The 8,537-nt window shown below is 37.4% G+C and carries 7 protein-coding genes; 6 read left to right on the top strand and 1 reads right to left on the bottom strand.

What is annotated here, in order from left to right; translation table 11 throughout:
- The first annotated feature begins 170 nt into the window (after nucleotides 1-170).
- On the top strand, nucleotides 171-1,418 hold the full coding sequence (locus ACY10D_RS09365; protein ID WP_487000470.1) for an ATP-binding protein: 1,248 nt from the start codon (nucleotides 171-173) through the stop codon (nucleotides 1,416-1,418).
- Here the strand turns inward: ACY10D_RS09365 and ACY10D_RS09370 are convergent, their stop codons facing one another.
- Nucleotides 1,419-2,114 carry a response regulator transcription factor gene (locus ACY10D_RS09370; RefSeq protein WP_487000471.1) on the bottom strand — a complete coding sequence of 232 codons (696 nt, stop codon included), beginning with the start codon at nucleotides 2,112-2,114 and terminating at the stop codon, nucleotides 1,419-1,421. It abuts the gene before it with no gap.
- Nucleotides 2,115-2,347: 233 nt separating this feature from the next.
- Here ACY10D_RS09370 and ACY10D_RS09375 point away from each other — a divergent pair, with 233 nt between their 5' ends.
- From ACY10D_RS09375 to ACY10D_RS09395, 5 genes are all read left to right on the top strand, one after another.
- The gene (locus tag ACY10D_RS09375; protein WP_487000472.1) at nucleotides 2,348-3,169 is read left to right on the top strand and encodes a hypothetical protein; all 822 of its coding nucleotides are present in this window, start codon (nucleotides 2,348-2,350) and stop codon (nucleotides 3,167-3,169) included.
- Between the two features lie 36 nt (nucleotides 3,170-3,205).
- Complete coding sequence (locus ACY10D_RS09380) at nucleotides 3,206-3,982, top strand: hypothetical protein (protein ID WP_487000473.1); 777 nt, start codon at nucleotides 3,206-3,208, stop codon at nucleotides 3,980-3,982.
- A 497-nt stretch (nucleotides 3,983-4,479) separates the two neighbouring features.
- Entirely contained in the window at nucleotides 4,480-6,888 is a 2,409-nt protein-coding gene (locus ACY10D_RS09385) for a TcfC E-set like domain-containing protein (RefSeq protein WP_487000474.1), read from the top strand.
- On the top strand, nucleotides 6,882-8,129 hold the full coding sequence (locus ACY10D_RS09390; protein WP_487000475.1) for a hypothetical protein: 1,248 nt from the start codon (nucleotides 6,882-6,884) through the stop codon (nucleotides 8,127-8,129). The genes ACY10D_RS09385 and ACY10D_RS09390 overlap by 7 nt, the downstream gene beginning before the upstream one ends.
- 163 nt (nucleotides 8,130-8,292) lie before the next feature.
- Nucleotides 8,293-8,537: hypothetical protein (locus ACY10D_RS09395; RefSeq protein WP_487000476.1), on the top strand; the 245-nt coding region annotated here is incomplete at its 3' end.

Below are 8,537 nucleotides of genomic sequence, written 5' to 3' on the forward strand. Positions count from 1 at the left end.
CGAAGTGGGTAAGCTTGGGAAAATCACACTTCATAGAGGCTTCGACTTACGCTCAGCCAACGCTTACAAAATCAAAGTGGGCAGTAATATGGTCATAGCCGTAATATAATTATTGAATATCATATATTTTCGTATAATATGGATTCAAATTCCAGATTATACGAAAATATATGATTGTTCAGCGAACGTTACATGATGTGGTACATAACGCCGCGCAAAGTTTCCCTGTCATTTTAGTGACTGGAGCACGTCAAATAGGTAAAACAACTTTACTTCAGTCATGTACAGATAAGTATGCCTATGTCACCTTAGATGATTTAGATTTGCGTGAATTAGCAACGCGTGATCCAGCCCTTTTTTTACAGCGTTATAAATCACCATTAATTATTGATGAAGTGCAGTACGCACCAGAGCTATTTAGTTATATTAAGATCGTCGTTGATCGCGAGAAAAAATCTGGCATGTTTTGGCTGACAGGTTCACAAAAGTTTCACTTAATGAAAAATGTGACTGAGAGCTTAGCAGGGCGCGTGGCTATTATTGATATGTTGGGTTTCTCGCAAGCAGAGATAAATAATGAAGCCAATCAATCACAACCTTTTTTGCCAAGTATGGCATGGATTGAACATGCGAGAACTCATGCAGTTAAAAAGGATCTAATGGAGGTTTATCAGCATATTTGGCGAGGTTCCTTTCCTCGTTTATGGCAGCAAAATGGTGACAATCAGACGTTAAGTGCAAGTGCTATGGATAGAGATATGTTTTACAGCGCTTATGTCCAGACGTATTTACAAAGAGATGTTCAGGATTTAACGCAAGTCGGTGATATCTTATCATTTAACAAATTCTTAAAAGCGGTTGCAGCACGAACAAGTCAGTTATTGAATTATGCAGATATTGCCAGAGATGTTGGCATTGATCAGAAAACGGCTAAGTCATGGCTATCTATCCTTGAGGCATCAGGAATTGTTTACCTTTTGCCACCTTATTACAATAATATCACCAAGCGGCTGATTAAAACGCCTAAGGTATATATGCTTGATACAGGGTTGTGTGCTTATCTTACGAATTGGACCTCTCCTGAGACATTAGAATCAGGTGCGATGTCAGGTGCTATATTAGAAACTTATATGTTAAGCGAGATATTAAAAAGTTACTGGCATAACGGCAAGCAAGCACCATTTTATTTTTATCGTGATGCAGATCAAAGAGAAGTTGACTTATTGATAGAGCAAAATAATCAGTTATACCCTGTGGAGTTTAAAAAAACAGCGACGCCATCACGAACGGCATCAAAACATTTTTCGGTACTTAAAAATCTCGATAAGAAGATTGCTGAAGGTGCGGTTATTTGTCTAAAAGAAAGTGATGGATTGCTATCAGAGTCCGTTTCATATATTCCTGTATCGTATTTGTAATTATTTATACTGCAAACGTCCGACAAAAACATAACCATGACCGCGAATGGTTTGTAAGAGATTGGCTTGCTTGTCATCAATCTTGGTGCGTAGACGACTGATAATAACATCAAGTGAGCGACTATCAGATTGATCCGCCATGCCAAACTTATCGGCAATCTCATGTTTGGATATCACTTGCCCTGGGCGTGTTAGAAAGAGCTCAAGTAAACGCTGCTCGGTTTGTGTGAGATTAATTTTATTACTTAGGCTTGACAGTGTTTTATCATGTAAGTGATAGCTTAATGAATTAAAGATAATGGCTTTGGTTTGATTTGGCTTATTGCTTACACTGAACTTTATCAGATTGTTAACGCGTGCATACAGCTCATGAATATTAAAGGGCTTTTCCATGTAGTCATTGGCCTCGGCTTCAAGACCGATAATACGATTAACCTCGCCGGTGTTGGCGGAAAGAATCAAAATCGGGATATCTGGCAAGTCTTTGCGAATACTTTTGCATAGCTCAATACCATATATATCCGGTAAATTAAGATCGAGTATAACTGCCGAGAAACGCTCTTTTTGTAGCATCTCCAAAGCATCTTGCCCGCAACTAGCATGTGAGCTAAATAAGAGTTTTTGCTCGAAAAAATGCGCTATTGCATCAGCGATCCCTTTGTCATCATCAATTATCAGCACTTTATTAATATTCATTTCTTCTTTTGCCCCATTTATATCCATGGCTTGTTACCCAAGTTTAGCCATTTTTACTTGATTCGTGAAGCATGATTATATCGGTATTTTGGCGAGAATAGTTAGCAATCAAAACGCAGATTATGTTAATGGCTGTTAACGATAATAGGGTTTAAAAGACCCGTTAACTGGGTATTATGTGCTCAAGCGTTTCGGGGAGTGCTTGATGCATAACAAATGATAGGTAAAGTGATATGAGATTTTTTGCAAAACATATATTAAGTACGTTGTCACTAGTCGTGGGTAGCATGGCATATGCGGTGCCATTTAAAGATTGCAATGGCGGTGTGACAGTTAGCGGTATGTTTGATTATGTTTATAAGAATGAGAAAAATGAATTAGGGCTCGTAAAGCGTATTACGAATAGCTCATGTAAAACAAGTTATTATTTAATCAATCTAGAGAAGGTTAATCAACCGTTTGCTCAAGGTAATGATAAGGCAGACAAAAACAACATGCCAGCTGAAGAAGAAATGACAATTAAAGATATGGCTTTGTCAGGGCTGTTGGTTTCACCGCAAAAAATGATTTTAGGTCCAAAGCGTAAGGAAGATGTTAATTTCATTATAAATAGAGAGATCAACAGTGCAGATAAGCTTGCGTTCTATCGATTGAAATTCACCCCGGTTTTGCCGCAAAAGAAATATGGCTTTGATGTTGATGAAAAGGTCGCAGCAGAAGCAACACTTAACTTAGGTGTCTCCACAGCAATTGTTGTTGAGCCAAAGAACCCTGATTATACGTATGATTTACAGGTGGTTGAGGGTGAGAAAGTTACGTTACAAAACCAAGGTAATGCACTCATTATTTTGGATATTAGTGGAAAATGTAGTTTTCGACCTAAAGCGCAAGATGAGGGAAATAATGTCGTTACACCGTGTGCTGTGGGCGGTAATCAGGATATTAGAGTATATCCAAACCAGCTTAGAGACATCCGTCTCTTGGGTTATCAAGGGGAGGTTTTTCTTTTTATAAAAACAGGAAACTCATCCATCAAGAAAACATTTTACCTTTGATAACGTTGTTTAATCTAAAATAAGTAAGGTCTAAATATGAAAAAATCAATTAAACTATCTTTGTATTCATCAATGATGGCAATCGTTTTAACAGGACAGGTAAATGCTATTGAAAGTCCTACGGCTAGCATGACAACAACTGTTTCGGCATCTGTTCCAGTTACATTCTCCTCAAATGTGGCTTTTGTTTTATATGATGGCTTAGGGCAAAACCCACAAAAAAATGCCGCATCGTTTTCGTTAACATTAGGTGCTAATGCAAGCATTAGTATAGTTAATGATACGGTTGCTGGTTCAAATATGAAAGGCGTTTATACTGGTATAAAAAAACCATTAACAAATGCTGATGCTGTCTCAATAGATCATTTTGATACAGAGGCACTAAGATGGCTTGCTGTATATGAAGAGCAAAGTGCGAAAAATATATCACAACTAAATGTAAAATTTACTGGACTAGATGCTAGTAAACAGATTGTTGGTGAAAAAACTTTAGAAGCTGATGTACTTTACCCATTTGAAGGTTCAGTTGTTACCATTGAGGATAAAGCAGCAGTAACTTTAGGTATAGATGATGTTCCTGCTACAGCTATTAATGCAGCGAAACAAGCTGATGCTTGGAATCCAGCATCACAAAGTTCTACGATGACTATTTCTAGTCCAATAGCGAGTGACAAGGTGGCATATATTCCACTGGCATTTGTTGTGGGTAGTGAAGATGTTAGTACGGAAATTGAGTATATGAATGCTTTTGGGGATGCGAGTGCTTATAGTTTTAGTGGTATTAATATACAAATACAAGCAACCTTTTCTTAGAGCGAATTAGAAAGGGCTATGCCTTTGTAATGTCATGATTTATAAATAACTGAAGTTATGCACTTTAGAAAAAGCTATGATTTTATAAACACCCCATCAGCCTGCGGCTGCCACCCCTCTTTGCAAGAGGGATGCTTAAGCTTGTGAGGCGGGGTGTTGAAATAGCAAAAGTTCGTGACTCCAATAAATATGTTGCATTAGCTATGACCTTTTCTCTGGTAAAAGGGCGCGTATCATTTCAGCAGCAAGGGTGTGTGAGTAACTACGGCTCAGCTTATTGTTGATTTGTGACAATACAAATTGCCTTGCAGCTAGACAATCAAGAATATCTTGTGTGAGTTTTTTCTTTAGTTTTTGAGTGGTATATATTCAGAGTGATAGATCATTTTGAGGTTGCTGTTTTATTACTATTTATATGAGTGAGTGTAAATAAAGTGAATTATTCTCTGAAGTTGAAAAGAAAGTTTATAACATCTGTCATTGGGCTGAGCATATCATTGGCAGTTTATGCAGAAGGAAATAATGAGGCTAATACATCACTCATTGATCTTGTGCCATCTGGTTTCGAGAGCATGCTCTATACTAGCGAGTTGGTTGTCGATCTGATTTATCACGGCGAAAGCATTGATGAATATAGTGTTCAATTTATCACTGCTGATAAATATACAGTAGATCTTACAAAGCTACTTAATCAATGGAAAGTAAAGCCATCGTTAAAAACTTATCTTATAACGAAGTTGGGAAAAGAGGGGCTTGCACTTGATGAAGTTATCTTGTTTCCAGATGACAGTAGATGGTTATTGCGTTCGGTTCTAGATATTGAAGCATTAACCTTAACGATTGATATTAACCCAGATGCACTGATAAACAGTGGCGCGAATGAAAGTATTTATTTTGATGATAGCTTTATAAAGCCAAGTGTTAATAGATTTTCATCAATTTTCAACTATAACCTTAATGTTGTACAGGATTTCTCATCCTATACCAATAATAACTCATCACTATATTTCGGCGTGGGCAATACAGTGAGTTTTGAGCAAACCAATATCACCAGTTCTTTTGGTTTTTCATATGATGATGGCAATGGTTTTGATGCGATCTTGAATCAAATTCAAATAGCCCATGATCTTAAAAGTAATTCAGTGGCACTTGGTTATGGTGGTGGATTATTAGGTGCAGGTGCTTTATCTAGAATAAATTTTGGCTATTCAGGCAGTGTGATCGCTGCCTCTTTATACTCTAATAGTCGATTATCAACCTCGAGTGAGAGTGATACACTTCATCCTATTACACTGTTCTTTCCAGCGCAGTCTACGGTGCGTGTTTATAAAGATAATAAGCTTATTAGTGTGCAAAATTTTAATGCAGGGATGTATGACTTAAGTACGCAAGATTTTCCTGTTGGTGTTTATAATGTGAAAATAGAGGTCTATCAAGGGAGTACGCATGTTTCAACAGTAAATAAGTTGATCGAAAAACCATTTGTTATATCGGGACTAGATCCGGCACTGGGCTTTGCCTATGCGGTATGGGGAGGTATTGCATCTTCGGCAACTGGAGGGACATATTTTGATAGACCTTATTTAGGTGGTAGCATGAGTAAGGTGATGAATCGTTATATGCTCTCAAATGTAGCAGCATATCAAGCAGGTAGCTTGACTGTGCTTGAACTAAACAATCAGTTTAAGCTCCCCTGGTCACTCTTTGGTAATTTAAGTTTAGGTATTGATAATAGCTTGGGTTACGGTTTGCAAGCTAGTTTAAATACATCTTTTATCAATGGTTCTAATATTGGTATTTCATATAGTCAATATCAAAGTGAACTACAAGACTCTCCTTTTGCCGTAGGCTATGAGTCTGGTTCTATTGGCCTTGCGGCGAATGTCGCACTTGGACGTTTTGGTGATTTTTCAGGTTCAATCAATTATGATTTTATGAGTGATGTTTTCTATTATACGCTTGGCTATAACTTATCCTTATTTAATCGATATGGCTTAAATATCAGTGGCTATGTCAATTTAGATTGGCAAAACTCGCAACATTTAGGAAGTATTGTCATCGATGAATTTAATTATTCATTTGGTCTGAATCTATCATATACCATAGATCAAGTCGGTATCATTGGTCTTAGTTCTCAATATACACCAAAAAGTGAAACGCTTGCCAATAATATTAACTATACACATAACGATACAACTAATGAGTTTATCTTTGATTCAATAAATATCGGCTATATGGAAAGCCCTGATTTGGAAATGATAAATTTAGGTGCAAACTTTAGTACGCAACTTATTTCAGGCAGCATTAATGCAACAGCGAGTGATCATTTAGAGGGTGCGGGTCAAAGTTTATCTGCTACTTTAAATGGTAGTATGGTATATGCTCAGAATGCAGGTGTGGCACTGAGTGAGTCGGCAGGTGAAGCTGGACTTTTATTCTATTTAGATAGTCCCGAAGAGGTTAAGATGCGACTGATGGTAAATGATACGGCGTATAATGTATCCTCTGGTGTGAATTTTATCTCACTTGCCCCATATCAAAGCTATGAAAGCTATGTATTGCAAGCGACGATAAATGGTTCCAACTATGACTGGGATAATGCTAAAGAATCATTTGCACTTTATCCTGGGAATATCTATTCAGTGGTTAAAAAGATTCGTCGTGTTACGCAAGTTAGCGGGCAATTAATCAGAAACGATCAGCCATATGCTTTTGGGAAGTTACAAAGCGATGACAGGTTAAAGACATACAGTGATGAGAATGGCTACTTTTTACTAAGTATAGATAAAGAAAATCCTGTATTAAATATATCAGGAGATGGCTTTAGTTGTGAAGTCTCTATTAAAGATAAAGTTGATGGTGATGCTATTGTTAATGGTCAGTGGATTGGAGAAATCGGATGTTAGATAAAGAAGCGCGTATGAAGTATATTTGTTTTATGATCGTTTTTGTCTTTTTGGGGTTTAACATTGAAAAGGGCTATTTGGCTGTGCGAGTTATTACACCAGAGATTGTTGATATGCAGCACCCTGCGACTGTTCATTTTTCTGAGTCAATGGATCAAATTATCAATGTCTCAGGTCAAAACGTGAGTATGCTAAGCAACAGTGAGCAAGCATTAACAGAAAATGGCCGTTATGTCGTGTGGAAAAAGCAATACATTAGCGCTTACCCACTGTTAAAATCAGTACCAGATTTCTTTGGCAAAGATGAGATAAGGCAAGCACTAAAAATCAAAGCATTACAAAAAGTAAAATTAAACGCACGTTTTGGCTATGGTGCCCAGATTAAAGATCTGGATATTTTATTACTGGGTTATATTATGGAGTTTTCCAGTACAGATCATTCATCGATCATGGTAGATATTGAAGAGCGCAGTTGTGTGCTATGGCAGCAGAAACAGCAAGGAAAAATACAAGTTGCATTTAAGGCAGGGTGCGCATCTGAAAGTGCGATGATACGTGGTGATAAAGGCTGGAAAAAGGCATTAAAAGGTATCTATTTTGGTATGAGTACAGAGGGTGTAAAGCAGCTAAAAGGAGGGCAATGGCGTTTAGTCAGTGCAATCGTCTCACCAAGGATATCATTGGCAGTAAAAAGCATTATAAATAGACATAGCAAGGAACTAAGTGCCAAGTTAGCAGATGGTAAGAATATGCAATTTAGCTTTCACTTTCCACCGAATAGTTTAACGCTTAATATTCCATATTTTGCTACTTTGCAAACATTATCAGGTGAAAGCCAACCACAGATAGAGTTAATCAACTCGCTAAATAGCGAGGGAGACTATACAGGTAGCTTATCTGGGAGTCGGTTGTTACATTTTAAAACCAATCAATCAATTATTGGCATCAATATCTTGGTTGAATGTGATACAAAAATAGAAGATGATGAGGATCTGTTGTGTGGCTTATACAATAAGGAAAAAGATACTTATAATAAACTACTTCTAGAAGTAAATGAGTGTGATGCTTTGGGTGTTTGTGTTGATGGTCAAGGGCAATGGCTATCCCCGCACAAAACAGTACGATTAAATCATCTTGATACATCTTTTTTTGAGCTAAATATGTTAGCGCCTGGATTAGCTAAAAATGCCTCAGGAGACTATGTAAGCACAGTCACTATCATGGCAAAGGCAGAGTTTTAATTTCAATAAACTTCAATATGTAAATACCCATTAACGCGTATAGGGTTTCAAAAAAAACAAATTTGGGTACTATTTGCTCTGCAAACAGGCAAAATTAAATCAAAATTTGGGTGTTGCAACTTTCAGTGATTCAATTAGCACAAGTTAAAAAAAGGGGTAAATAATGAATAAGATGAAGAAGCTGAGCGCATTTATGTGTGTTTCGTTAGGGCTTTCAGGGGGCGTGCCAGCATCAGCTGACACGATATGGAATACGATTAAAGAAGGGCAGACAAGTCATGTTAATGCTGCGTTCAATGCGCTTTATGTCACAACACCAACGGGTATTTCTATCTCGCAAGACAACGGAGCAAGTTGGTCTGACAAAGCATTTTCTGATATATCAAATAGTGTTCACACGATAAACCA

The organism is Cysteiniphilum sp. (genome assembly GCF_057495195.1).